The following is a 22,623-nucleotide window of genomic DNA, read 5'->3' on the forward strand; positions in this document are numbered from 1 at the left end:
GCGTCGAATTAAAATTTAACCCTTATGGCTTTATTACAAATCTCCGAACCTGGTAAATCGCTAGCGCCCCATCAGCGCCGGATTGCCGTCGGTATTGATTTAGGCACTACAAATTCACTCGTGGCGATCGTACGTGATGCCTTGCCTAAAGTATTGCCTGATGCCCAAGGCAGAGAGTTACTCCCTTCAGTTGTGCGATACCTGCCAAATGGTAGAACGCAAGCTGGCTTTGAGGCGCTTGAGAGTATTGTGCTTGATCCAAAGAACACCATTGTTTCTGTAAAGCGTTTTATGGGCCGTGGTTTATTAGATATAGAGCATATTGAAAGTGCTCCGTATGACTTTGTCGACCAGCCCGGCATGCTCAAACTGAGAACAGTTGCTGGAGATAAAAGTCCTATTGAAGTCTCAGCCGAAATTCTGGCGCGTTTGCGTCAGTTAGCCGAAGACTCTGTCTCTGATGACATTGTTGGTGCGGTAATTACGGTGCCTGCTTATTTTGATGACGCTCAACGACAAGCTACTAAGGATGCGGCTAAGTTGGCGGGCATTGAAGTACTGAGATTGCTCAACGAGCCTACTGCTGCTGCCATTGCATATGGCTTGGATAATGCCTCTGAAGGTGTCTACGCTGTTTATGACTTGGGCGGCGGTACCTTTGATATCTCTATTCTGCGAATGAGTAGAGGGGTCTTTGAAGTTCTTTCGACTGGTGGTGATTCAGCTTTGGGTGGTGATGACTTTGATCACCGCTTATATTGCTGGGTCATCGAGCAGGCAAAACTACCTCCGCTCTCTATTCATGATCATCGCACTCTTTTACAGGCGTGTAAGCATGCAAAAGAATTGTTGAGTCATAACCCTTTAGCTCGCGTTCATGAGACTTTGGCAGATGGTACGGTAGTCAATGTTGGCGTGAGTCAGGCGCAGTACTTTGAAATTACCCAGAACCTCGTTGTGAAGACTTTAACGGCCTGTAAAAAAGCTTTACGTGATGCAGGCTTGAAAGCTGAGGATGTAAAAGGCGTAGTGATGGTGGGAGGCTCCACTCGTATGCCGAATGTGCAACGTGCCGTCGGCGAGTTATTTGGAACGCAACCACTCAACAATCTCAATCCTGATCAAGTAGTTGCGCTTGGTGCCGCCATGCAAGCTGACTTGCTAGCGGGCAATCAAAGCAAAGACGATGAATGGCTCTTATTAGATGTCATTCCACTTTCCCTTGGTGTTGAAACTATGGGTGGTCTGGTAGAAAAAATTATTCCACGTAATACACCAATTCCAGTAGCTAGAGCCCAAGATTTCACTACCTTTAAAGATGGTCAAACTGCATTAGCAATTCAAGTTGTACAGGGTGAGCGCGAGCTTGCCCAAGACTGTCGCTCATTAGGTAAGTTTGAATTGCGTAGTATCCCGGCAATGGCTGCGGGTGCAGCACGTATACGGGTGACTTTCCAGGTGGATGCGGATGGCCTATTGTCTGTCAGCGCAATGGAGCAAGGCTCTGGCGTCCAAGCTTCAATCGATATCAAGCCTTCTTATGGCCTAACGGATTCTGAAATTACGCGTATGTTGCAAGATGGCTTTGCCTCTGCAAAAGAGGATCTCTTAGCAAGGTCATTACGTGAAGAACAAGTGAATGCACAGCGTTTATTAGATGCAGTGCAAACAGCGCTTGATGCCGACCGTGCATTACTGAACAAAGAAGAGCAGATTGTGATTGACCAAGAGATGGCAACTCTGCAAAAGATTTTGAACGAAGAAAATGAAAGTGCGATTTTACGTAAGGCAGTTGATCATGCTGCTAAGGCTACCGATGAGTTTGCACAAATGCGTATGAATGCCAGTATTCAGAAAGCATTGTCTGGTAAGAATGTTGCTGAGATCTGAAATAATAAATACATAATCAATATCCTATAAATAGAAAAGAATCATGACTCAAATCGTTGTTTTACCTCATAGTGAGTATTGTCCAGAAGGTGCCGTTGTTGAAGTAGCGCCAGGCACATCGATTTGTGAAGCGCTATTAGAGAATGACATTCCAATTGAGCATGCTTGTGATATGGTCTGTGCTTGCACAACTTGCCATGTCATCGTTAAAGAGGGCTTTCAGAGTCTGAACTCACCAGATGAGAACGAAGAAGATATGCTCGATCGTGCTTGGGGGCTCAATCCCCAGTCGCGTTTATCTTGTCAGGCCATTGTTGCAAAACAGGATCTCGTGATTGAGATACCAAAGTACTCAATTAACCATGCTAAAGAAAATCACTAAGATTTCATCATGAGATTAGTCGGGTGCTCACTCATCTTCTTTGGATTAGTGATGGCATCGCTAGTTCCAGCTCACGCAGATGATAATCACTCTGGGGTCGTGACTAACTTGGTGATTCGTAGTGGGAATGATTGGACCGGTAGCCCTTTACCAAACTACTTATCAAGCACCCCTGAAGTTGCTGTGTTGAGATTTACTATTCCGCCACAAACTGCATTGCCTATTCATCAGCATCCCGCTATTAACGTTGCTTATGTCATGGATGGTGAGCTTACCGTTTTTCAAGAGGGCGGCATCCAGCGCACCTTTAAAAAAGGCGAGGTTGTTATCGAGATGGTTGAAAAGTGGCATCACGGCATGAATCAAGGCTCTGTACCTGTGGAATTAGTGGTTTTCTATGCAACCACTAAGGACTTGCCATTGGCAATTAGGAAGCCCCAGCCCTAAATATGAGGGATATATGCACCAACTTAATGCATTTACGCCTGCAAACATGCAAAAGCTGCAAACCCAGCGTTTCTAGAGGACTAATATGAATTTGTATTTTGTTCTTTAAGTAGTACCTCCAAAATCTCTTTCAAGCCATCCTTCGGGGTGGCTTTTTCTTTAGGGCTTCAGTTTTTTTGATGTGCCTAATAAAAAGTGTTGTTTGATAACTTGGGTGACGTTTTGACGTGTGTGTTTTTTGCGCTCAAGAAGACCAACTTTCCTATAGATAGTTTTTCCTGGAAGTTGCTGAATTGTGAGCTGTCGATCGTTAGACCATGAAATATTAGCCAATTGCGGAACGATAGAATAGCCAAGCCCTTGTCTCACGAGTTCAATGATGGCTTCTACGGAATTTAATTCCATGCCATCTTGAATGGATAGCTTGTTGGACTTAATTGTTTGGTCAACAAGATGACCTGTCCAGGTATTTCTCTCAAAGCGAATAAATGGCAGATTAGGGGCGATATTTTTAAGATCTTTTTTTCTGCTAGATATTGTATTTGGATAAATCAAAATCATGGGCTCCTTGTAGAGCTCGGTCCATTGCAGGCTTTGAGGCAGGGTATAAGGTGACTCAGTAACAATTGCTGCATCAAGAGTGCCTTCAAGAAGCTGATCCAAGAAGTTACTGGATAAGCCTGCTATTAATTTGATTTCTAACTCTGGATAGTTATGTTTGATCTCATTTAGAGTTTTTCCAAATGCGCCCATTAATGAAGAAACCAAAGCACCCAAGACAATGGTTCCGCTGAGATTAGATTGCATGTTTGAGCGAAGAGCCTCATAACGAGCCACAATTTCTTGGATAGGCTCAATCAAAGATCTGCCGTGAGTATTTAAGGTAAGAGAGCGTTTGGTTCGATCAAATAGCTCTAGCCCTATTTCTTTTTCTAGTTGTTGTATTTGCTGGCCTGCTGCAGCCGCGGTAAGTCCAATTTCTCGAGCAGCAGCTGCAACACTTTTATGACGGGTTATCGCCAAGAAGTTTTTGAGAGTTTTGATACTAGACATGAGTTTTATTATAAATAATTTCTTTATCTCAAAGAAAAATTAATTCGATTTATTTTTTACTATCTATCAATATAATGTGGAAATGTCTAATGTTGATCTAAAAGTAAGGGTATGGCGCGGCTCCCAAGAGGGGGAGTTTGTTGAGTACTTGGTGCCACGCAACCCCAATCAAACAGTTTTGGATGTGGTTACTTATATCCAAAGAAAGCTGGACCCCACCTTGAGCTATCGCTTTGCTTGTAGGGTTGGCATGTGTGGCTCATGCGCGATGACTGTCAATGGTGTGGCTCGTTGGACTTGCCGAACTCACGTCTCAAAAATTCTTGAGGGAGATTCATTAGAAATTGCCCCTCTAAATAACTTACCTGTCATTAAAGATCTCGCAACGGATATGCGAGAGTTTTTTAATAAGTGGAAAGGGGCGGTTGGATTCTTTAAAGGAGACAAAACACGTCTTGACGATTTTGCAAAGGTAGAGCCAAGTTCTAAAGAGCGCCAATTAGCCAATGCTGGAATTGAGTGCATCGGTTGCGGTGTTTGTTATGCCTCTTGTGAGGTAGTTGAATCTAGGCCAAATTATCTTGGACCTGCAGCACTAAACCGTGCATGGACCTTAACGAATGATGTGAGGGATGTTCAGCAGTTAGAGCGCATGAGTGCAGTGGCTGGTGATGCCGGTTGCCACGCATGCCATACACAAGGATCTTGTACTGAGCATTGCCCCAAGGCTATCGAGCCAACTGCAAGTATTGCTGGACTGAAGAAGCTGGTGGCAAGAGCTGCAGTGCGTGGCGGTAAGTGGGGCAAGTTATGAGCCAGGGCGTTTTACAGGCAAAACTTTGGTATGCCCAAAGAATTAGCGCAATGATTCTGGGTATCTGCGTAGCGATACACCTCCTAATTATTTTTTATGCCATTAGAGGTGGCTTAAGCGCTCAGGAGATACTAGGTCGTACTCAAGGCAATGTTCTATTTGCCATTTTTTATGAAGTGTTTGTCCTTGCATGTTTTGTCCATGCGCCAATTGGTCTTGCCAATATATTGCAGGAGACCTTTCCTAATAGCGGGTTAGCAAAACCTGTTTCTTGGGCTCTTGCGATTTGCATTCTTACCCTAGGAACAACGGCTGTCATTGGTATTTATACGGGGGGTGCATGATGAGTTCAAGACCTCACTTAGATTACCGGGCCAAGAGTCACTTATCTTATTTTGCGTATGTATGCCATCGTATCTCTGGTTTGCTGCTGGCTTGTTTTATTCCCTTGCATTTTTTAATGCTTTCTCAATCCTTGCGGGGTGTTCAAGGGTTTGACGCTTCTTTGAAGCTAACGGATTTTTGGGTATTTAAGTTTGGTGAATGGGTATTGGTCATCTTGCTAGCCATTCATCTGGCTGGAGGAGTACGTTTACTCATGATTGAGTTTGGGCCATGGAAGGGTTTGCGTAAGGGCTGGATTCAGTTCTCTATTTTGTTCGCGATCGCTTGCGGACTCCTATTTTTATATTTTGCTAATTGATGAGGCTGATATGCAATTACAAATAGATTTAGTCGAAGAAGCCTGTAAAGAGCTCTACATTCGAGCCTTGAAGGTTTTACCTGATGACATTAAGGCTGGCATTGATAGATTGGACAAAGCTGAGACAGATGCACGTGCCCAGGTGGTTCTAAAGACAATGATCACTAATATCTCAGTAGCAGAGCGTGAAGATAATCTCCTCTGCCAAGATACAGGCCTACCGATCTATAACGTGAAGATTGGTAGTAATGTGCAATTTGATGGCATGGCATTAAAGGCGGCTATTCGTAAAGGCTGTGAGCGTGCCACTAAAGAATATCCGCTCAGATCCTCGGTAGTGCATCCCATTACTCGCAAAAATAATCATACCTCTTGCGGTATTGATATGCCAGCAATTCACATTGATTTTTTTGATAAAGCAGAATCAGTTGAAATTGAAATGGTGCCAAAGGGAAGTGGTTCGGAAAATAATTCCTTTTTAAAAATGGCAATACCTGCAGATGGCATTAATGGTGTCAAGGCATTTGTGATTGAGAGTGTTGTCTCTGCTGGAGGTAAGACATGCCCACCAACCATTGTCGGTGTTGGGATCGGGGGCACCTCTGATCAATGTGTGGCCATGGCAAAGCGCGCGGCAACTCGTGAGTTAGGTAGGGTGTGTAGCGATGAAGAAGGGGCTAAGCTGGAGAAGGAGCTCAGCACTGCTGTAAATCAACTCGGAATTGGTCCACAAGGTCTAGGTGGTGATGGAACTGCATTTGCAGTGCAGGTTGAACTGGCTCATACGCACATTACATTGAATCCCGTGGCTGTTAATATGCAGTGCCATTCAGCACGCAGAGCACGTGCAACTTTTACGCCTGCTGGCGTTACCTACGGATTTTAGGAAAACGACGATGGCACACTACAACCTTGCAACACCAGTGAGCGAAGCGGATATTCGCAAGCTTCGTATCAACGATACCGTGACTTTGCAAAACACATTATTTGGTATTCGCGATGCTACTCAAATTCATATGTTTGATCATGGACGTAAAACGCGTTTCGATTTGAGCGGTCATGCAGTCATCCATACCGCTCCGAACGTTCGTAGAGTGCCGGTGAGTTCGGAGTTTCCTGCAGGATATGAGCCTATTTGCATTGGTACAACCACTTCAGATCGTATGGAGCGTTTTACGCGCCCTTTGATGGCTGAGAATGGTGTTCGCATGATTGTGGGTAAAGGGGGTATGCGTGAGGGTTCAGCAGAGGCCTTCACAGATTTGGGGGGTGTTTATTTGGCCATCATTGGCGGCACTGCTGCCCTAGAAACAACTTGGATCGAGCAGATTGAAGATGTTGATATGGATGATCTCAATCCAGAGTCTTTATGGCGTTTCAAAATTAAAGACTTTGGCCCATTGCTGGTTGCAATGGATAGTCATGGTGGCAGCATCTATCAGGAAGTAAAGAGTGATGTTGCTAGCAAAAAAGAAGCGGTACTTAAAAGCCTTGGAATTATTTCATGAGCACTATTCCAACAATCGATACGGATATTTTGATTCTGGGTTCAGGCGGTGCTGGTCTCTTTGCTGCCTTACATGCTCATCAAGCAAACCCTAACCTAAATATCACGATTGCTGTCAAAGGTTTATTAGGTAAATGTGGTTGTACGCGAATGGTGCAGGGTGGTTACAACGTCGCTTTGGCAGAAGGAGATTCCGTAGAGCGCCATTTTATGGACACGATCGAGGGCGGTAAATGGCTCTCTGACCAAGAGCTTGCGTGGACACTAGTCAGTAAAGCAGTTGAGCGAATTCATGAGCTAGAAAATGAACTCGGTTGTTTTTTTGATCGCAATCCGGATGGCACGGTTCATCAAAAGGCATTTGCCGGTCAAACATTTGATCGTACTGTCCATAAGGGTGACTTAACCGGCATTGAGATTATTAATCGCTTAGCAGAGCAAGTATGGGCCAGAGGCATCAATCGCCTTGAAGAGCATCGCGCAATTGAATTGATTCATAGTTCGGATGGTAAATCACTTGCAGGCGTCTTGATGCTTAATATGCAGACTGGCCAATTTGTGTTGGTGCGCGCCAAAGCTGTCTTATTAGCCACAGGCGGTGGACCAACAATGTACAAATACCATACACCATCGGGCGATAAGAGTTGCGATGGTTTAGCAATGGCCTTGCGTGCTGGACTCATTTTGCGGGATATGGAGATGGTGCAATTTCATCCTACGGGCTTATTAGCTGGCCCAGGAACTCGCATGACGGGGACAGTCATAGAGGAAGGCTTGCGTGGAGCTGGTGGCTATTTACTGAATGGCAATCAAGATCGCTTTATGGGCAACTATGATCCACGCAACGAACGTGCTACTCGGGATATTGTTTCCAGATCGATCAACTCAGAAATCCGCGCTGGACGTGCAACCCCCAATGGTGGTGTGTATATCCAAATGAGCCATTTAGGTCCAGAGAATGTACGAAAACTATTTAAGGGTATGGTTGAGCGTTGTGCCGATAGTGGTTTTGATCTGACCAAAGATTTGGTAGAGGTTGTACCAACAGCCCATTACATGATGGGTGGTCTAGTTTTTAAGAAAGATTGCAGCACTGATCTTCCTGGTCTATTTGCAGCAGGCGAAGACACTGGTGGGGTGCATGGCGCCAATCGTTTGGGTGGTAATGGTGTTGCCAACTCAACAGTATTTGGTGGCATTGCGGGGGAGTCAATGGCCCATTGGGTTTCTGCACGGCAGCTGAGCGAATGTAATATGGATGAAGTAGTGGCAAGTATTCAAGAGCATGAAGCGCCATTGAAAAAGATGCCTGGTGATATTGAGGCAATCCGAGATGAGCTCGCGGAGTGTATGTGGGATGATGTCGGCATCTCTAGAAACCAGCAGGGCTTATTGCGGGCGCGCCAAACTCTCAAGCAATTGGCTGCCAAGTTAAACCAAATTGGAGTGGGCGATATTCAACGGGAATACAGCAATACTTGGCAAGATTGGATGAATTTACAAAATCTGATTCTGGTGAGTCAGGCCGTCACTGAGGCGGCTATAGCTCGCGAGAATTCTAGGGGCGCTCACTATCGCGATGATTTCCCGGAGCCGGGATCTCTTGAAGACTCTTATTACACAGCCGTTCATTTCAATCATCAAGACTTAAAAATTGAAAATCGTCCCGTGCAATTTACGATGATTAAGCCTGGCCAAACTATTCTTGTTGAGGCTTAGTTATTTTTGAGTTCATAGAACCGCTGCCATTTTTTTTAGCTGCAATAGTTATCTTTGGCGCATATTTTATTTTTGGAGTATCTGGGTTCGGATCATCTATTGTTGCAGTTCCTTTACTTGTCCAGATTTACCCACTAAAGTCCGTAGTGCCGATGATGGTCATGATTGATATTTGCGGCTCTTTATATCTAGGTAAGAAAAATTCAAGTAATGCGGATATGAAAGAATTGAAGTGGTTATTTCCCTTTACATTGATAGGTATTGTTGTGGGGGGTCTAGTTTTGCTTCAAGCCCCGAGTGCTCCTTTATTAATTATCCTTGGGGTCTTTGCGGTAATCAATGGTGTGCGTGTACTTTGGCAAAGAAATCGAGAGTTACATAAAGCAATTAATAGATGGTGGGCCGCTCCATTTGGTTTTTTTGGGGGAATATTTACAGCGCTTTTTGCAACAGGCGGGGCTATATACGCATCCTATCTTGGACTTAGGATCGCCGATCCTAGGGCGTTGAGGTCAACGATGGCATTTGCTATTTTTATTCTGACTTTTTTACGACTTTGTCTTATGGTCGCGACTGGGCTCTTATTAAGTTGGCCAGTATTTGGATTGGCAATCTGTTTGATGCCTGCAACTTTTTTAGGTATATGGGCTGGTTCTCATATGCATGCGAGATTAAGCAATTCAGCAATGCGAGTAGCTTATGGTTCCATACTACTTTTTTCAGGAACTACATTACTGATGCGTCAGCTAATTTAGATTGCACTACCTAGGTTTAGGTTCAAAGTTAGGAGCCCTCATTTAATAAAGGGCTCCTGAGCAAAACTTATTGGGCGGCAATATTACGAGCCTTAATCACTTTTTCCCAAGCTGCGGATTCATTTTTGATTTGCGCATCCAACTCCTTAGGGGTATTGGCGATAGGTGTGAGGCCATTAATGTCTAGACTCTTACGCATAGCATCTGATTCAAGCGCTTTTTGAGTCGCAGCATAAATTTTATCTATGATAGCCTTCGGAGTCCCTGATGGTGCGGCTAATGCGTACCAGCCAACATTCACAAATCCAGGGATAGCTGCTTCAGAAACAGTTGGAACATCAGGCAACTGAACTACTCGTTTATTGCTTGTTATTGCCAAAGGCTTAATTTTTCCTGCTTTAGCAAATCCAGCTGCTGCCGGTAAGTTTCCAACCATGAAGTCAATTTGACCGGAGACTAAGTCATTGATGGCCGGAGCCTCGCCTTTGTATGGAATATGTGTTGCAGCAATTCCGGCTGAGTATGTGAAATTTTCACCTGCCATATGGACCTGGCTGCCAATTCCCGCTGAGCCAAAGGTTAGATCTTTGGTTTTTGCTAATGCAATTAGCTCTTTTAAATTAGTTACCGGTAAATTTGGGCTAACTGATACCAGCATTGGACCGCCTGCAACAGCAGTAATGTAGGTTAGATCAGTAGCATAATTTAAAGGAAGCTTTTTATATAAAAATGGATTTACAGTTGGCATGCTGCCAGATGAGAGCAACAGCGTATAGCCATTAGGAGGTGAGTTGGCAACTATTTCAGCACCAATATTGCCGCCTGCACCACCTTTATTTTCCACGATTACATTTTGACCGAGAATGGTAGTCATTTGCTGCGCCAAAATTCTTCCAAGAATATCGGTAGTGCCACCAGCGGCAAAAGGAATGATTAATTTGACAGGTTTATCTGGCCAACTCTGTGCCTGTGAAATTGATGGAGCGATAAAACACGCGAGAACTCCTAGACTTATGAGTACACGTCTTACAGTGGCAACTAATTCTCTTGTAAACATCTTGCTCCTCCAGTTTTTATTGATTTTTTTTAATCTTATTGCATGGTTATTTCTTTAGAAATAGATGGCTTACTTGCAAGTGATTTAAATCATCTATATGATATGAATATGTCTACTATTTTGATATCCGAGTTCATTACTAGTCAAGCCTTAGAAACCCTAAGCTCTGAGCATAATGTGATCTATGAGCCAGATTTTTATAAGAATCGAGAAGCTTTAATTGCTGCAATGCAAAATATTGACGCACTCATTGTTCGAAATCTCACTCAGGTGAATGAAGAGATCTTGCTTGCTTCACCAAGCTTAAAGGTTGTAGGTCGCTTAGGGGTTGGACTTGAAAATATTGAGTTGCCCGCCTGTGCCAAACGTCATATTAAGGTTATCCCCGCAACAGGCGCTAATGCTGAGTCAGTAGCAGAATATGTTATTGGGGCAGCAGTTACTTTAACCCGCGGTTTTATTCCTGCAACAGTTGCAACTCTTAAAGGGGATTGGCCTCGGCCGCGTTTTTCTGGGTACCATGAATTTTTAGGCCAAACATTAGGTATTGTTGGTTTTGGAAGTATTGGCAGGGTAGTTGCTAAAAAAGCAAATGCTTTTGGCTTGAAATGCATAGCATACGATCCAATGCTCTCCGGAGATTCTGTCGATTTTGATGGTTTTTCAGTTCCCCTACTTCGGTTGACTGAATTGCTCTCTGAAAGCAATGCAGTCTCCTTACACCTTCCTTTTTTACCCGAAACCAAGAATTTATTTAATGCGGTAACGCTTGATCAGATGAAAGAGGGTGCCTGTCTGATTAATACGGCTCGTGGTGGGATTGTTGATGAGTTGGCGCTTGCAGATCGACTTCGCTCAGGACGTATCGGCGGTGCGGCAATCGATGTTTTTTCTTCCGAGCCTGCTAAAGATCTAAGCCATTTCGAGGGAATTGAGAACCTCATTCTGACACCGCATATTGCGGGTGTAACGCATGAAAGTAATGAGCGTGTTAGCCAAATGATTGCCGATGAAGTGAATCGGTATTTAGGAGCTTTGAAATGAACTTATCCTATGAAAAGATGGTTCAGTTAGCCATGGCCGGCTTGAAGGCTGCGGGTATCGGCGATAAAGCTGCCTTTGAAACCGCTCAATTTTTAGCGCTCGCTGAATTGGATGGTTTGGCCTCACATGGCTTAGCCCGAGTTTCTCAATATGCAGGCCATGCAAAAAATGGTCGAGTTCAGTTAGATCCTAAAATTAAAGTTCGCCCATACAAGACCTCTGCTGCTTTAGTTGATGCTTGTGATGGCTTGGCTTTTCCTGCTCTTCGTTTTGCAACGGATTTATCAGTTAACCTTGCCTCAAAAAATGGGGTAGGGCTTGTAGCGGTCACTAATAGTCACCACTTTGGAGTTGCTGGGCATTTTTCAGAGGCTGCCGCACGTGCAGGCTATATCTCCTTATTATTTGGAAATACTCCAGCTGCCATGCCTATGGTTGGCGGTAGTAAGGCAATGTTCGGCACCAATCCTTTGGCTGCTGCATTTCCAATCGCCAATAGTGACCCATTAGTGATTGATATGTCTTTGTCGGCAGTTGCGCGCGGAAAATTATTAGTTGCCGCAAAACAAGGCAAGGCTATTCCTGAAGGTTGGGCATTAACAGCGGATGGAAAGCCTACAACCGATCCACAAGAGGGCTTAAAAGGTTTGATGGTTCCTTTGGGTGGTGACAAGGGGGCATTGCTTGCATTGATTGTTGAATTACTGGTTGTGGGCTTATCTGGCAGTAGATTCTCGTATGAGGCCGATTCATTTTTTGATGCTAAAGGAAATCGTCCGCGTATTGGTCAATTGTTACTCACTATTGATCCAGGCCTTGCTGGAAGCCAAGTTTTTGTAAATAGAATGCATGATTTTTTAAAAACTTTGGCGGCCGATACTGGAACTCGTATTCCAGGACAAAGACGCTTTAAGCAAAGGGCGGAAGGTTTTAAAGAGGGTGCAAATATTTCTGATGTGGTTGTAGAAGAAATTCAGGCTGGTATTCGTCAGTCATGGAATGGTTAGCATTCAAACAAGGTTAATAAGGAGAAACAAATGATTCATTTTGTCGTGCATGAACCAGGAGACGTCGTTGGCGTTGTCGTGGTTGAAGGTGTGAAGGCTGGCACTGATTTAATAGGTTGGGTAATGGATGGTGATAGCACTGTCAATATTAAGTCTGAAAGCGATATTCCCATTGGACATAAGATTGCATTACAGGATATGAAAGCTGGCGACACGATTATTAAGTACGGTGTTGATATCGGCAAGGTAGTTGCTCCCATCAAAAAGGGCGAGCATACCCATGTTCAAAATGTCAAAACTAAGCGTTGGTAATCGATACCTGTATTCATTACGTTATTAAGAAAGATAAAAATGATTAATTTAAAACAAGCAACTTTTATGGGCTATCGCCGTGAAAATGGTCGCATGGGTATCCGTAACCACGTTGTTATTCTGCCTTTAGATGATTTATCGAATGCCGCATGCGAAGCAGTTGCTAATAATATTAAAGGCACTATTGCCATTCCTCACCCCTATGGCCGCCTTCAGTTTGGCGCAGACTTAGAGCTGCACTTTAGAACATTGATTGGTGCCGGTTCCAATCCAAACGTAGCTGGCGTAGTGGTAATTGGTATCGAGCCACAGTGGACCAAGATTGTGGTTGATGGAATTAAAGCATCCGGTAAGCCAGTAGAAGGTTTCTGGATTGAAGGTAATGGCGATACAGCAACTATTGCAAGCGCTAGTAAAGCTGCTTACTCCATGATGAAGCATGCGTCTAAACAGCAGCGCGTATCCGCTCCGCTTTCAGAGTTATGGGTTTCAACTAAGTGCGGTGAATCTGACACCACTTCTGGTTGCGCATCAAATCCAACAGTTGGTAACGCATTTGATAAGCTTTATGAGATTGGATCTACATTAGTTTTTGGCGAAACAACAGAGTTAACTGGTGGCGAGCATTTGGTTGAGGCCCGTTGCCGCACGCCAGAAATTAAGAAAAAATTCCGTCAAATGTTTGATCGTTACCAAGATGTAGTCGAAAAAAATAAAACTAGTGATCTCTCAGACTCCCAGCCAACTAAAGGCAATATTGCCGGTGGATTGACAACGATTGAAGAAAAAGCTCTCGGTAATATTCAGAAGATCGGTAAGAAATGTGTTGTGGATGGAGTGCTTGATAAAGCTGAAACTCCAACTATTCCTGGCTTGCATTTCATGGACTCATCTTCAGCAGCTGCTGAGATGGTTACGCTTTGCGCGGCAGCAGGTTTTGCAGCTCACTTCTTCCCAACTGGGCAGGGTAACGTGATTGGTAACCCAATTCTTCCGGTGATTAAGCTCTGCGCCAATCCAAAAACAGTGCGCACGATGTCTGAACATATCGACGTGGATGTTTCAGGTATTTTGCGTCGCGAAGAGAATTTGGATACGGCCGGTGAGAAGCTTCTTGATGCTCTTTTGAGAACCGCAAATGGTGAGTTAACGGCGGCTGAGATTTTAGGTCACCGTGAGTTTGTGATGACTCGTTTGTACGAGTCTGCATAAATCTAAGTATGAAGTCCCTGACCGCTTATCAAGAAGTTAAGCAGAAGATCACTGCAGATCTGGTCAGGGGCCGATATCTGATGGGGCAGGCATTGCCTGCCGAAAAAGATTTAGCCAAAGAGTTGGATGTATCTATAGGAACTTTGCGCAAAGCGGTGGATGAGCTGGTATCGGAAGGTATTGTTGTTCGCCGTCAAGGTAGGGGCACCTATCTTGCTGAGCACGATGCTAAAAGACTGCTTTATTATTTTTTCCACGTTGTTCGTTGGGATGCCGATAAGAAAAACTACCCCCGTGTGGAGACTGCTTCTTTTGAATCTGGGCAAGCAAGTAAGGAGGAGTCTCTAAAGCTAGCCATCAAAGAAGGAGCGCCAATTTGGCGCATTGTTACTCGCTTATATTTAGAAGATGAGTGTGTGATGATCGATCATATTGCCTTGGATAAAAAAAGATTCAAGAAATTAACTCGAAGTGAGTTTGATAAGCGAAAAGGTAGCATTTACCAGCTATATCAAATGCATTATGGCCAGTCAGTCGTAAAAACGAATGAGAGATTACGGGCTGGGTTGGCTGGTAGGCAAATGTCTACTTGGTTAAAATTAAAGCCGGAGTCGCCTGTGCTTCATATACGTAGAGTGGCATTAGATATTCAAGATGAGCCGATTGAATGGCGTATTTCTACGCTTAATACCTCTCATCATGAATACTTCAATGAGCTAATTACTTAGCCTTTACGTTCTTTAATTCTTTAGCCCAATTCATTAGGTTTTCACTGAGATTGTGTATTTCATGATCCCAGCTTAAGCGGTTTGGAAAGTATGGCCTTAATTCTTCCCCAATTCCGCAGCCCCATAGCTGAAGATTAGGTTGTTGCTCACACCAAGCAATGGCTTGTAAAAGATGATTCTTCAAAAATTCTTCCCCGTTCGCTTCAATGGTAGCCCGATCCATTGGACAGCCATCGGAAAATAGAATCAGCATCTTGTGGGTATATCGGTTATCACTGCTATTTTGTAAACGTTCAGTCGCCCAGATGAGTGCCTCACCATCAATACTCTCTGCATAAATTTCAGGACGTAATAAAGCAGCTATGCCAGCTCTGGATCTTCTCCAACTGGTGTCAAAATCTTTAAAAATCCAATGAGCTCGTTCATTGAGGCGACCAGGGTTTGGTGGTTGCCCATTTTTACGCCACTCTTTAAAGGGCCTTCCGCCTTGCCATGTGCTGGTGCTGTATCCAAGCACTTCCGTTTTGATACCCGCCTGCTCCAATATTCTCACCAAAGAATCTACGCAGCTTGCAATTTTGACGCGTTGCTCTTTCATAGACCCAGAGCAGTCGATGAGAAGCGTTGTTCTGGCGTTGATTTTGCTGCTTGTTGCAAGTTGCTTGTATAGAGGCGATTGAAGTGGGGAGGTCACAGCACGCGTAAGATAACGACGATCCAGTAATCCCTCTGCTTCAGTGGTTTGCCAGCGTCTTGGTAGTTGGCTAGAGAAGATTTGCTGATAAATTCTAATGAGCTTGGCCCAAGGAATATTTTGTTTCGCGATTTCTTGATTTAACTCATCTTGATAGATCGCCAATTGCGCCGACCGAATTTTTTTCTTTGCTTCGTCTTCAGTGTCATAGCTAGAGTTATAGGTATGATATTTTTCTAGTGATTTTTTCAGTAGATAACGCTGCTCACTTAAGTGATTTGCTGGACTCTTAAAATCGGTTGCAATTTTCCCAGCATGAGGGGGCACCCATTCAATTTTGAGATGAGTAGCGCTTTGATTTTTACGTTTAGTGCGGATACTCGGATTATTGCGATATTCATCGGCGATCAATCCAGAAACTAGCTTAATGATCTCGTACGTTACCCGTGCATACGCTTCTTGATCATTGCGGTTTGCTTTGAGTTTGACTAAAAGCGGGCCCATGTTTTCTGCTATACCGGCTCTCGTAGCTTCTACGATATCTTGCATTAGCTGTGGCATTGGTTGACTGTTAAGTTTCATCCACACGGTAGAGAAGATGGTGGCTAGTAGCAGGCCAATACTTCCTTCAACGCCGCCACTAGCAATAAATTGCTGCATCCAAGCTATGAATTGAGTCTGAGTATTTTGGCGGCATCCCTTGAGCTCCTCAGGACAGTTACTTTCAACGCGGATTTGTTCTAGAACCTCAAATATCAGAGATTCAATCATTCCTTCCGGGGCGAGTGCAGCATGTAAGCTCGCATCTGAATTGCGCAGGCGCAATCCAATGCCATCCAATATGCCACGAGGATAAGCCCAGGATGCTTTTAGATTCTCAAGATTGAGGTGTGGAGCGATTGACTCGAGCGGTACTGCATTGTGAAAGAGTTGCCAATCCCGAATCTGCGCACTTTTTTCCCTAGACAATGATCTAATCATTGCCCCATATTGCTGTTGTTGCTCGAAGTCTTGATGGGTTTGGGTTTGCAAGATAAGCTTGATTGCGCTAGTTTGATTTATTGCTGATTTCAAGCTCGCTAGCAAAGCAGCGTTGGTAGTATTCGGCCACCAAAGCTTTTTCCTCTGATTCACATTTATTCAAAAATGCAAGAGAGAATGCAATCTGCAAGTCTTTAAAGATGCGCCAGTTTTCTCCCCAGGTAATTAGTGTTCTAGTGGACATTAATGTAGAAATATCACCTGCAGCAAAACCATTTCTAGTGAGATTGGCAAGGCTAATCATTGCCATTGCCTGGTTCTTGGAGAGTTCGGGTACTTTGGCAAGCAAAATCTTTTGCTCTTCCTGCGGATCTAGGTAGTTCAATGCTGCAACGATATCCCAACGATCCATTTGACCGTGATTTAGTAATTGGGTGCCTTGATATAGGCCATTCCAGTTGCCTAGTCCAACGGTATTGCTGGTAGCAAAGATTCGAAAGCCTGGATTGGGATTGATCACTCTGTTTTGATCGAGTAGGGTGAGGCGGCCTTCTCGCTCTAGCATTCTCTGAATGACAAACATTACATCTGGCTGGCCTGCATCATATTCATCGAGGATGAGTGCAATAGGGCGTTGCAAACTCCATGGAATGAGCCCCTCCTGAAAGCAGGTAATTTGTTTGCCATCTTCTAGGGCGATCACATCCTTGCCAATCAGATCCATGCGGGTGATTTGGCCATCTAAATTAATACGCAAGCAGGGCCAATTCAGGCGAGCAGCCACTTGCTCTATGTGGGTTGACTTGCCAGTGCCATGCATGCCTTGCAACATGACTCTTCGATTGAAAGCAAACCCCGCCAGAATCGCTAATGTGGCCTCTGGATTCAGTTGATAGCTTGGGTCAATAGTGGGTACTAGCTCCGTAGCTTTGATAAATGCAGGGATCTCAAAATCCGCAAAGCTAAGACATTCAGGGAAGGCCGCATGTAAGGAAACCTGCTTTTCAGGCTGTAAACCCATTAAATCAATTGAAGAAGTGCTTTCAGCCATTACCTTGCCTTTAAAAGTCTTAATACGTTGTCAAATATATTCCATATTGGGGTTTATATGCTTGACTTTACCAAAAATACGCGATTATTATTCATATTGTAGAACAAAATGTTCCGTTTAATTGAATACCTAGGAGAGCTTTATGTCTAAGTCTGGCGCTAATTTACCTACCGGCCCGCAAAAAATGACCCCTTCTGAAGCATTTGTGGAGACGATGGTCGCCAATAAGGTGAAGGATATCTTTGGAATCATGGGCTCTGCCTTTATGGATGCGATGGATATTTTTGCTCCAGCAGGTATTCGTTTGATCCCTGTTGTTCATGAACAGGGTGCAGCACACATGGCTGATGGCTATGCGCGCGTTAGCGGTAATCATGGTGTTGTGATTGGACAAAATGGCCCTGGTATTAGTAACTGCGTTACCGCAATTGCGGCGGCTTATTGGGCACATAGCCCAGTGGTGATCATCACACCTGAAACAGGAACTATGGGTATGGGCTTAGGCGGGTTCCAAGAAGCCAATCAACTGCCAATGTTCGAAGAATTCACAAAATATCAGGGCCATGTCAATAATCCTAAGCGCATGGCTGAATTTACTGGCCGCTGTTTTGATCGCGCCTTATCTGAGATGGGTCCAACTCAACTCAATATCCCTCGTGATTATTTCTATGGTGAAATCGAAGTAGAGATTCCGCAGCCGAATCGCCTCGATCGCGGTCCTGGTGGTGAAAAGAGTTTGGATGAGGCAGCTGAGCTCTTGGCTAACGCTAAGTTCCCAGTCATTATTTCTGGCGGCGGCGTAGTCATGGGTGATGCCGTTGAAGAGTGCAAGGCATTTGCTGAGCGCCTTGGTGCTCCAGTAGTGAATAGCTATTTACACAATGATTCTTTCCCAGCAAGCCACCCACTGTGGTGTGGCCCTCTCGGTTATCAGGGTTCTAAAGCTGCGATGAAGCTGATCTCGCAGGCAGACGTGGTGGTTGCACTTGGTTCACGCCTTGGGCCATTTGGTACATTGCCACAACACGGCATGGACTACTGGCCTAAAAATGCAAAGATTATTCAAATCGATGCCGACAACAAGATGCTCGGCTTAGTGAAGAAAATTTCTGTAGGAATTTGTGGTGATGCTAAGGCTGCTGCAGTTGCATTAACCAAGCGCTTAGAAGGTAAGACCTTAGCCTGTGATGCAAGCAAGGCTGAACGTGCAAAAACGATTGCAGCAGAAAAAGCAGCATGGGAAAAAGAGTTAGATGATTGGACTCATGAAAAAGACCCATTCAGCTTAGACATGATTGAAGAGCAGAAAAAAGAAGTGACTCCAACAGGAGGTCATTACTTGCACCCACGTCAAGTTCTTCGCGAGCTTGAAAAAGCAATGCCTGCTGACGTAATGGTGTCCACCGATATTGGCAATATCAATTCTGTTGCCAATAGCTATCTTCGCTTTGAAAAACCACGCAGCTTCTTTGCTCCAATGAGCTTCGGTAACTGTGGTTATGCATTACCAACCATTATTGGAGCGAAAGCAGCAGCGCCTGATCGTCCCGCAATTGCTTATGCCGGAGATGGTGCATGGGCAATGAGTATGGTGGAGATTTTGACTGCGGTTCGACACGATATCCCAGTTACTGCGATTGTTTTCCATAATCGTCAGTGGGGTGCTGAGAAAAAGAACCAGGTAGATTTCTATAATCGCCGTTTTGTAGCAGGCGAGCTGGACAGCCCAAGTTTTGCTGGTATTGCGAAATCCATGGGCGCTGAAGGCATCATAGTTGATCAGCTTGATCAGGTTGGTCCAGCCCTCAAGAAGGCAGTTGATATGCAAATGAAGGAAGGTAAGACTTGTGTCATCGAGATTATGTGTACTCGTGAACTAGGCGATCCATTCCGCCGCGATGCCTTATCTAAACCAGTACGTTTCCTGGATAAATACAAGGATTACGTATAAGACGTCATGAGCATAAAGAGAGAGTCCGGTTTAACTGGACTTTTTCTTTTGCGCTAGACTATTTCCATCCATACTTTTCTGGGGTCAGACTGATGAATAGCCTAACAATAAAAGTTTGTAAATGTTTCTTGGCATGTTTTGGATTGGTTTTGCTTTCAAGTAATGTAATGGCACAGGCCTATCCGATTAAGCCGATTCGCTTAATCGTGCCATTTCCTCCGGGAGGTCCAACCGATATTGTTGCTCGACCACTAGCCTTATTGCTTGGCGAAAGTCTTAAGGAGCAAGTAGTAATTGAGAATAAGGGCGGAGCTGGTGGCTCAATTGGTGCGGATCTCGTTGCTAAGTCTGCTCCCGATGGTTATACCTTGTTCATGGGCACTGTGGGTACAAATGCAATTAATGGCAGCCTTTACAAACAGTTGCCGTATGACATGACAAGAGATTTCACGCCTATCGCTTTAGTAGCGACCGCTCCTGTAGTGATTGTGGTGAATTCGAGTGATCGTATTAAGACGCTTGCTGAATTGATTGCAGAGGCTCGATCAAAGCCCGAGACAATTGCCTATGGAACTGCTGGAAATGGAACTCCAGGACATTTAACTGGGGCTTTATTTGAATCCACTACTCAGATTAAATTGAAGCATATTCCCTATAAAGGAAGCGCTCCTGCTGTAACTGACCTCATTGGTAATCAAATCCCATTGATGTTTGATCCAATTCAGTCTGTATTACCGCACATCACCTCAGGCAAGTTGCGTGCCTTGGCGGTGACGAGTAAAACCCGTTCACCTTTGTTGCCAAATACGCCTACTGTAGCTGAGTTGGGTTATCCGCAGTTTGAATCAACTGCATGGTGGGCTTTGTTTGCTCCGGCTAAATTACCAGAGCCAATTACAAAAAAACTGAGAACTGATACTGAGAAGATTGCACAATCAGCCGCATTCAAGGAGCGCCTGGGTAATTTAGGCGTTCAACCAAATACCGACTTTAAGGAAAGTTTGGCTAACTTCCAAACTAGTGAGATTGCTAAGTGGGCTAGAGTAGTTCGTGATTCTGGTGCTACTGTTGATTAATAGTAAATAAGAGAACAAATGAAACTGAATGCAGAAGAAAAGGCAATGCTTGCTGGTGAGTTTGGTCCAGTAAGGCAGATAGCAATTCAACATCAAATTAAGGTCGGTGAATTTTTTGGAGCCAATGACTTAGTTCCCGTATCCCAGGCTCACATCATGGCTGATACCGAGAGTTTAGGTGAGGCCGGTGTTGAGTGGTTAGAGGATCTTGCAAAATATTCCACTGCAGATCGAATGGTTCGCATTCCAACTATCACCGATCCAAGGGGTACCGATTTCACTAAAGCAAAGCAATTGGGTCAAACCGAAAAAATGCTTGAGTTGGAGAGACGGGCGATCGATGCTTTTGTAAAAATGGGGGTATCAATGACGGATACCTGTATTAACTACCAAACAATCATGGCTCCAGTTTATGGTGAGCATTTAGCATTTGGCGATACAGGTGTTGTGATCTACTCAAATAGCGTTTGTGGTGCGCGCTCTAATTTTGAGGGTGGCCCTTCGGCATTGGCGGCAGGTCTTACCGGCAGAACTCCGCGTTATGGCTATCACCTAGATGAGCATCGCAAGCCAACTCATCGTTTCAAAACTTCATGGACCCCTCAGACTCTAAATGAATGGGGCGCACTAGGTGGATTGATTGGCAAAAAATCAGGTAACTATTGGTCAGTGCCTGTGCTTGAAGGGATTGAAGGTCATCCTGGATCTGATGCTATGAAGCATTTTGGCGCAGCTATGGCTAGCTTTGGTTCTACAGCCTTATTTCATGTGCTTGGCGTGACTCCTGAGGCCTTGCGCTCGGGCGATCTGGAATATTTACATCTCCCAGAGGTTCTCATTACTAAAGAAGAGGTAATGGGTCTGCAAAACTCATACAGGATTGCAGAGGAGATTGATGTAGTTGTATTTTCAGCTCCGCAATTAAGTTTGATGGAAATGAAGAGTATTGCCGAGTTATGTAATGGCAAGAAATTTATCAAACCTTTACTTGCTATGACCAGTCCTCAGGTAAAGCCTGACTCTGATCGTATGGGTTATACCGAAATGATTGAGAATGCCGGCGGAACAGTATTTTCTGGTATGTGTTTCTATCAGTCTTACGCCAGAGAAATTGCTGAGACAAATGGATGGAAGGTGTTGGCAACGAATAGCGCAAAGATAGTTAATATTTTGGGCGGCTATGGCTATACACCAATGTTGGCATCGATGGAAGATTGTGTGCAAGCTGCTGTAACCGGGAGATTAAAGTGAGTGGAAAAATATATAAAGCGAAACACGCTCAAGGTCAGAGTATCGAAGGTGAGTGCCTCAGTGCATCCGATGGATTTTCAGCTCGTTACGATTTAGATCGTCTGAAGGGGGTATTTTCACGACCCGCTCATAAACTATTTGGCCAGTCCTATAAAGATAAAATTTTGGTGCTAGATGCCGCTAAAGGTGGCGTAGCAAGTGCCTGGATGCTTTATGAAATGAAGTCTAGAGATCTTTGCCCATCAGCGATTATTTTCAATGCTGTCAATCCAATCTTAGCTCAGGGCGCAGCCCATGCTGGTATACCCATGTTAAGTGGTTTTGATTGTGATATTACACAAGCTATTGCTAGCGGAGCTAGATTGCGAATTGATACTAAGAATCAAACCGTCGAAGTTCTCTAGCGTTCTTAAAAAATGGAGTGGTATTCAGATAAGCTTGGCCGAATTCGACCAGGCTTATTTTTTAAGACAGTGCCAATCGTAATAAAGCAGATTGGTTCCTCGTCATTTGTAAGTTTGAATAGTGATCTAACTCGGTCGCTCTGTAGAGCTCGGCCACTGGATAATCCGGAGCCAAATCCAAAGGCATAGGCAGTCAATAGAATATTTTGAATGGCGCATCCAAGAGATATCAGCTTTTCTTGCTTGCTGATATCTTCATTGCTGTCTTTGTAATTTGCTACGGCTAGCAAGAGCAGTGGGCCCCGAGAAGCTTTATCAAGCGCCTCTTGTTGTTGTATTGAAGTGGCTGCTTGATCTCGGTCTAATAGGCATTGACGGAAGACCTCCCCGAGTGCAGAACGACTACTCTCTTGAATCTCAATGAATCGCCATGGCACCATTCTGCCGTGATCAGGGGCCGCATTAGCCGCCAAGAGAATAGTCTCTTTTTGGGATGTACTGGGCTCAGGGCTACCTAGTCTTTTAGGAGATATATGGGTTCTGCCATGGATGAGCTGTTCGGCAAATTGGTCCATAGGCATCGGT

At 44.4% G+C, this 22,623-nt stretch carries 24 protein-coding genes; 19 read left to right on the forward strand and 5 right to left on the reverse strand.

From position 1 onward, the window contains the following. Nucleotides 1-24 precede the first annotated feature (24 nt). The 3 genes from hscA to B6A14_RS03955 are packed head-to-tail and all read left to right on the forward strand — an operon-like array spanning nt 25 to nt 2,719. A complete protein-coding gene (gene hscA / locus B6A14_RS03945; RefSeq protein WP_087909152.1) occupies nt 25-1,890 on the forward strand; it encodes a Fe-S protein assembly chaperone HscA in 1,866 nt (621 codons plus the stop codon). A 43-nt stretch (nt 1,891-1,933) separates the two neighbouring features. Further along, on the forward strand, nt 1,934-2,272 hold the full coding sequence (fdx, locus tag B6A14_RS03950; RefSeq protein ID WP_087909153.1) for an ISC system 2Fe-2S type ferredoxin: 339 nt from the start codon (nt 1,934-1,936) through the stop codon (nt 2,270-2,272). 9 nt (nt 2,273-2,281) lie between these two features. Further along, complete coding sequence (locus B6A14_RS03955) at nt 2,282-2,719, forward strand: cupin domain-containing protein (RefSeq protein ID WP_087909154.1); 438 nt, start codon at nt 2,282-2,284, stop codon at nt 2,717-2,719. 159 nt (nt 2,720-2,878) lie between these two features. On the opposite strand, the gene B6A14_RS03960 is transcribed toward B6A14_RS03955, so the two are convergent. Then, nucleotides 2,879-3,772, reverse strand: coding sequence for a LysR family transcriptional regulator (locus tag B6A14_RS03960; protein WP_087909155.1), 894 nt, complete (start codon nt 3,770-3,772; stop codon nt 2,879-2,881). A gap of 82 nt (nt 3,773-3,854) precedes the next feature. Between B6A14_RS03960 and B6A14_RS03965 the strand changes: the two genes are divergently transcribed. From B6A14_RS03965 to B6A14_RS03995, 7 genes are read left to right on the forward strand one after another with little or no spacing between them, the layout of a single operon-like run. Further along, a complete protein-coding gene (locus tag B6A14_RS03965) occupies nt 3,855-4,586 on the forward strand; it encodes a succinate dehydrogenase/fumarate reductase iron-sulfur subunit (protein WP_087909156.1) in 732 nt (243 codons plus the stop codon). Next, nucleotides 4,583-4,930 (forward strand): succinate dehydrogenase, encoded by a 348-nt coding sequence (locus B6A14_RS03970; protein ID WP_087909157.1) that lies wholly within the window; start codon nt 4,583-4,585, stop codon nt 4,928-4,930. The genes B6A14_RS03965 and B6A14_RS03970 overlap by 4 nt, the downstream gene beginning before the upstream one ends. Beyond that, nucleotides 4,927-5,289, forward strand: coding sequence for a succinate dehydrogenase, cytochrome b556 subunit (gene sdhC, locus B6A14_RS03975; protein ID WP_236635649.1), 363 nt, complete (start codon nt 4,927-4,929; stop codon nt 5,287-5,289). The genes B6A14_RS03970 and sdhC overlap by 4 nt, the downstream gene beginning before the upstream one ends. A gap of 10 nt (nt 5,290-5,299) precedes the next feature. Next, nucleotides 5,300-6,175 (forward strand): fumarate hydratase, encoded by an 876-nt coding sequence (locus tag B6A14_RS03980; protein WP_087909207.1) that lies wholly within the window; start codon nt 5,300-5,302, stop codon nt 6,173-6,175. A 10-nt stretch (nt 6,176-6,185) separates the two neighbouring features. Further along, entirely contained in the window at nt 6,186-6,797 is a 612-nt protein-coding gene (locus B6A14_RS03985; protein ID WP_087909158.1) for a fumarate hydratase C-terminal domain-containing protein, read from the forward strand. Continuing rightward, the gene (locus tag B6A14_RS03990) at nt 6,794-8,515 is read left to right on the forward strand and encodes an L-aspartate oxidase (RefSeq protein WP_087909159.1); all 1,722 of its coding nucleotides are present in this window, start codon (nt 6,794-6,796) and stop codon (nt 8,513-8,515) included. The genes B6A14_RS03985 and B6A14_RS03990 overlap by 4 nt, the downstream gene beginning before the upstream one ends. A 50-nt stretch (nt 8,516-8,565) precedes the next feature. Further along, nucleotides 8,566-9,270 carry a sulfite exporter TauE/SafE family protein gene (locus B6A14_RS03995; RefSeq protein WP_269088042.1) on the forward strand — a complete coding sequence of 235 codons (705 nt, stop codon included), beginning with the start codon at nt 8,566-8,568 and terminating at the stop codon, nt 9,268-9,270. 67 nt (nt 9,271-9,337) lie between these two features. Here B6A14_RS03995 and B6A14_RS04000 read toward each other — a convergent pair whose 3' ends face one another. Beyond that, nucleotides 9,338-10,327, reverse strand: a complete 990-nt coding sequence (locus B6A14_RS04000) for a Bug family tripartite tricarboxylate transporter substrate binding protein (RefSeq protein ID WP_087909161.1) — start codon at nt 10,325-10,327, stop codon at nt 9,338-9,340. A gap of 108 nt (nt 10,328-10,435) precedes the next feature. Here B6A14_RS04000 and B6A14_RS04005 point away from each other — a divergent pair, with 108 nt between their 5' ends. Genes B6A14_RS04005 through B6A14_RS04025 form a run of 5 tightly spaced genes read left to right on the forward strand, consistent with a single transcriptional unit; the run spans nt 10,436 to nt 14,630 of the window. Further along, nucleotides 10,436-11,371: a hydroxyacid dehydrogenase gene (locus tag B6A14_RS04005; protein WP_087909208.1), complete on the forward strand. Its 936-nt coding sequence runs from the start codon at nt 10,436-10,438 to the stop codon at nt 11,369-11,371. Continuing rightward, a complete protein-coding gene (locus tag B6A14_RS04010; protein ID WP_087909162.1) occupies nt 11,368-12,378 on the forward strand; it encodes an Ldh family oxidoreductase in 1,011 nt (336 codons plus the stop codon). Before B6A14_RS04005 ends, B6A14_RS04010 begins: the two co-directional genes overlap by 4 nt. 30 nt (nt 12,379-12,408) lie before the next feature. Then, nucleotides 12,409-12,690 carry a UxaA family hydrolase gene (locus B6A14_RS04015; RefSeq protein ID WP_087909163.1) on the forward strand — a complete coding sequence of 94 codons (282 nt, stop codon included), beginning with the start codon at nt 12,409-12,411 and terminating at the stop codon, nt 12,688-12,690. Between the two features lie 39 nt (nt 12,691-12,729). Next, nucleotides 12,730-13,902, forward strand: a complete 1,173-nt coding sequence (locus tag B6A14_RS04020; protein ID WP_087909164.1) for a UxaA family hydrolase — start codon at nt 12,730-12,732, stop codon at nt 13,900-13,902. An 8-nt stretch (nt 13,903-13,910) separates the two neighbouring features. Beyond that, a complete protein-coding gene (locus tag B6A14_RS04025; protein WP_087909165.1) occupies nt 13,911-14,630 on the forward strand; it encodes a GntR family transcriptional regulator in 720 nt (239 codons plus the stop codon). Here B6A14_RS04025 and B6A14_RS04030 read toward each other — a convergent pair. Both B6A14_RS04030 and B6A14_RS04035 read right to left on the reverse strand, forming a co-directional pair. Next, entirely contained in the window at nt 14,623-16,398 is a 1,776-nt protein-coding gene (locus B6A14_RS04030) for a cobaltochelatase CobT-related protein (RefSeq protein ID WP_087909166.1), read from the reverse strand. The two genes, B6A14_RS04025 and B6A14_RS04030, sit on opposite strands and share 8 nt — an antisense overlap. Then, nucleotides 16,373-17,356, reverse strand: a complete 984-nt coding sequence (locus B6A14_RS04035) for an AAA family ATPase (protein ID WP_236635650.1) — start codon at nt 17,354-17,356, stop codon at nt 16,373-16,375. Before B6A14_RS04035 ends, B6A14_RS04030 begins: the two co-directional genes overlap by 26 nt. A gap of 142 nt (nt 17,357-17,498) precedes the next feature. On the opposite strand from B6A14_RS04035, the gene xsc reads away from it, so the two are divergent. The 4 genes from xsc to B6A14_RS04055 all read left to right on the forward strand — a co-directional run bounded on the left by xsc (nt 17,499) and on the right by B6A14_RS04055 (nt 22,038). After that, a complete protein-coding gene (gene xsc, locus B6A14_RS04040; protein ID WP_087909167.1) occupies nt 17,499-19,307 on the forward strand; it encodes a sulfoacetaldehyde acetyltransferase in 1,809 nt (602 codons plus the stop codon). Nucleotides 19,308-19,399: 92 nt separating this feature from the next. Then, nucleotides 19,400-20,383, forward strand: a complete 984-nt coding sequence (locus B6A14_RS04045) for a Bug family tripartite tricarboxylate transporter substrate binding protein (protein ID WP_087909168.1) — start codon at nt 19,400-19,402, stop codon at nt 20,381-20,383. Between the two features lie 18 nt (nt 20,384-20,401). Further along, nucleotides 20,402-21,634 (forward strand): aconitase X, encoded by a 1,233-nt coding sequence (locus B6A14_RS04050; RefSeq protein ID WP_087909169.1) that lies wholly within the window; start codon nt 20,402-20,404, stop codon nt 21,632-21,634. Next, the gene (locus B6A14_RS04055) at nt 21,631-22,038 is read left to right on the forward strand and encodes an aconitase X swivel domain-containing protein (protein ID WP_087909170.1); all 408 of its coding nucleotides are present in this window, start codon (nt 21,631-21,633) and stop codon (nt 22,036-22,038) included. Before B6A14_RS04050 ends, B6A14_RS04055 begins: the two co-directional genes overlap by 4 nt. 5 nt (nt 22,039-22,043) lie before the next feature. Here B6A14_RS04055 and B6A14_RS04060 read toward each other — a convergent pair whose 3' ends face one another. Beyond that, nucleotides 22,044-22,619, reverse strand: a complete 576-nt coding sequence (locus B6A14_RS04060) for a nitroreductase family protein (protein ID WP_236635651.1) — start codon at nt 22,617-22,619, stop codon at nt 22,044-22,046. Between the last annotated feature and the right edge of the window lie 4 nt (nt 22,620-22,623).

The sequence above is a fragment of the Polynucleobacter hirudinilacicola genome, from assembly GCF_002192535.1.
GTDB classification, from domain to species: domain Bacteria; phylum Pseudomonadota; class Gammaproteobacteria; order Burkholderiales; family Burkholderiaceae; genus Polynucleobacter; species Polynucleobacter hirudinilacicola.

What these genes read in the sequence shown, in the direction of transcription:
- hscA (WP_087909152.1), top strand. Translation starts at nt 25, where the DNA reads ATGGCTTTATTACAAATCTCCGAACCTGGTAAATCGCTAGCGCCCCAT.
- fdx (WP_087909153.1), top strand. Translation starts at nt 1,934, where the DNA reads ATGACTCAAATCGTTGTTTTACCTCATAGTGAGTATTGTCCAGAAGGT.
- B6A14_RS03955 (WP_087909154.1), top strand. Translation starts at nt 2,282, where the DNA reads ATGAGATTAGTCGGGTGCTCACTCATCTTCTTTGGATTAGTGATGGCA.
- B6A14_RS03960 (WP_087909155.1), bottom strand. Translation starts at nt 3,772, where the DNA reads ATGTCTAGTATCAAAACTCTCAAAAACTTCTTGGCGATAACCCGTCAT.
- B6A14_RS03965 (WP_087909156.1), top strand. Translation starts at nt 3,855, where the DNA reads ATGTCTAATGTTGATCTAAAAGTAAGGGTATGGCGCGGCTCCCAAGAG.
- B6A14_RS03970 (WP_087909157.1), top strand. Translation starts at nt 4,583, where the DNA reads ATGAGCCAGGGCGTTTTACAGGCAAAACTTTGGTATGCCCAAAGAATT.
- sdhC (WP_236635649.1), top strand. Translation starts at nt 4,927, where the DNA reads ATGATGAGTTCAAGACCTCACTTAGATTACCGGGCCAAGAGTCACTTA.
- B6A14_RS03980 (WP_087909207.1), top strand. Translation starts at nt 5,300, where the DNA reads ATGCAATTACAAATAGATTTAGTCGAAGAAGCCTGTAAAGAGCTCTAC.
- B6A14_RS03985 (WP_087909158.1), top strand. Translation starts at nt 6,186, where the DNA reads ATGGCACACTACAACCTTGCAACACCAGTGAGCGAAGCGGATATTCGC.
- B6A14_RS03990 (WP_087909159.1), top strand. Translation starts at nt 6,794, where the DNA reads ATGAGCACTATTCCAACAATCGATACGGATATTTTGATTCTGGGTTCA.
- B6A14_RS04000 (WP_087909161.1), bottom strand. Translation starts at nt 10,327, where the DNA reads ATGTTTACAAGAGAATTAGTTGCCACTGTAAGACGTGTACTCATAAGT.
- B6A14_RS04005 (WP_087909208.1), top strand. Translation starts at nt 10,436, where the DNA reads ATGTCTACTATTTTGATATCCGAGTTCATTACTAGTCAAGCCTTAGAA.
- B6A14_RS04010 (WP_087909162.1), top strand. Translation starts at nt 11,368, where the DNA reads ATGAACTTATCCTATGAAAAGATGGTTCAGTTAGCCATGGCCGGCTTG.
- B6A14_RS04015 (WP_087909163.1), top strand. Translation starts at nt 12,409, where the DNA reads ATGATTCATTTTGTCGTGCATGAACCAGGAGACGTCGTTGGCGTTGTC.
- B6A14_RS04020 (WP_087909164.1), top strand. Translation starts at nt 12,730, where the DNA reads ATGATTAATTTAAAACAAGCAACTTTTATGGGCTATCGCCGTGAAAAT.
- B6A14_RS04025 (WP_087909165.1), top strand. Translation starts at nt 13,911, where the DNA reads ATGAAGTCCCTGACCGCTTATCAAGAAGTTAAGCAGAAGATCACTGCA.
- B6A14_RS04035 (WP_236635650.1), bottom strand. Translation starts at nt 17,356, where the DNA reads ATGGCTGAAAGCACTTCTTCAATTGATTTAATGGGTTTACAGCCTGAA.
- xsc (WP_087909167.1), top strand. Translation starts at nt 17,499, where the DNA reads ATGTCTAAGTCTGGCGCTAATTTACCTACCGGCCCGCAAAAAATGACC.
- B6A14_RS04045 (WP_087909168.1), top strand. Translation starts at nt 19,400, where the DNA reads ATGAATAGCCTAACAATAAAAGTTTGTAAATGTTTCTTGGCATGTTTT.
- B6A14_RS04050 (WP_087909169.1), top strand. Translation starts at nt 20,402, where the DNA reads ATGAAACTGAATGCAGAAGAAAAGGCAATGCTTGCTGGTGAGTTTGGT.
- B6A14_RS04060 (WP_236635651.1), bottom strand. Translation starts at nt 22,619, where the DNA reads ATGCCTATGGACCAATTTGCCGAACAGCTCATCCATGGCAGAACCCAT.